Annotated in this window: 1 protein-coding gene; it reads right to left on the reverse strand. The window is 71.8% G+C overall.

The genetic code is table 11. The features are described 5' to 3' along the window. Positions 1 to 60: 60 nt before the first annotated feature. Positions 61 to 1293 carry a pyridoxal phosphate-dependent aminotransferase gene (locus G6030_RS10525; protein WP_182643088.1) on the reverse strand — a complete coding sequence of 411 codons (1233 nt, stop codon included), beginning with the start codon at positions 1291 to 1293 and terminating at the stop codon, positions 61 to 63. Between the last annotated feature and the right edge of the window lie 53 nt (positions 1294 to 1346).

The following is a 1346-nucleotide window of genomic DNA, read 5'->3' on the forward strand; positions in this document are numbered from 1 at the left end:
ACCTCGCCAAAGCCGCTTGACATCCATAGGAGCATCCGCCCGGCCCGACCCGCCCCGGGCTCACGACACCACGGCCGGGCGCCGACTCTCCAGGTGCCGGGCGATCGCGCCGACAGCGCGCTCCAGCACACCGGCCTCGGGCAGGCAGACGATCCGGAAGTGATCGGGTTCCGGCCAGTTGAAGCCCGTGCCGTGAGTCACGAGGACGTGTTCCGAGCGCAACAGGCCGAGGACGAACTCCTCGTCGTCGTCGATCCCGTACATCTCCCGGTCGATCCGCGGGAAGCAGTACAACGCTCCGCGCGGCGCCACGCAGCTCACGCCGGGGATCGCGTTGAGCCGCTCCGCGGTGAGGGCCAGCTGCCGCTCGATCCGGCCGTCGGGGTCCACGACGTCCGGGCCCCACGGTGAGTCCTCCGCGAGCGCCACCGGGATCGCGTACTGCCCGGGCACGCCCGGGCAGACCCGCATATTCGACAGCAGCGTCAACCCCTCCAGCAGGTCGGCGGCGCGATCGAGCGGCCCCGTGGCCACCACCCAGCCGGCGCGGTAGCCGCACACCCGGTACGCCTTGGAGAGCCCGCCGAAGGTCAGGCACAGGACGTCGTCGCCGGCCGCGAGCGCGGCGTGGTGGTGCACGGCGTCGCCGAAGACCAGCTTCTCGTAGATCTCGTCGGCCAGCAGGACCAGACCGTGCCGGCGCGCGATGTCGGCCATCCCGCGGACGGTCTCCGCGCTGTACACCGCGCCGGTCGGGTTGTTGGGGTTGATCATCACCAGCGCGGTGGTCCGCGGGGTGATCTTCGATTCGATGTCCGCCAGCGACGGATTCCAGCCGTTCGCCTCGTCGGCCAGGTAGTGCACGGGGACCCCGCCGGTGAGGTTCACCGCCCCGGTCCACGTGGGGTAGTCGGGCGCGGGGACGAGGATCTCGTCGCCCGGGTCGACCATCGCCTGCAGGACGAGGGTGATGAGCTCGCTGACCCCGTTGCCGCAGAACACGTCCTCGGGGGAGACCCCGCGGACGCCGCAGCGGCGGTAGTAGTCCGCGACGGCCTTCCGGGCCGCCGGGATGCCGCGCGAGTCGGAGTACGCCTGCCCGTCCCCGAGGTTCCGCGCGACGGCGTCCACCAGCTCGGGCCGGGCGTCCAGGCCGAACGGGCGCATGTTGCCCAGGTTGAGCCGGAGCACGTCGTGCCCCTCGGCCTCGAGGCGCATCGCCTCGGTGAGGATGGGGCCGCGCACGTCGTACCGGACGTCGCGGAGTCGGCGGGACTGGCGGTAGGTCTGCATGGTCTCCATCCCAGCCCCGAAGTGGCGCGGGCGGAAGATCCACTTCGCGCATT

This window comes from Dietzia sp. E1 (genome assembly GCF_014145015.1).
In the GTDB taxonomy this organism is placed as follows: domain Bacteria; phylum Actinomycetota; class Actinomycetes; order Mycobacteriales; family Mycobacteriaceae; genus Dietzia; species Dietzia cinnamea_A.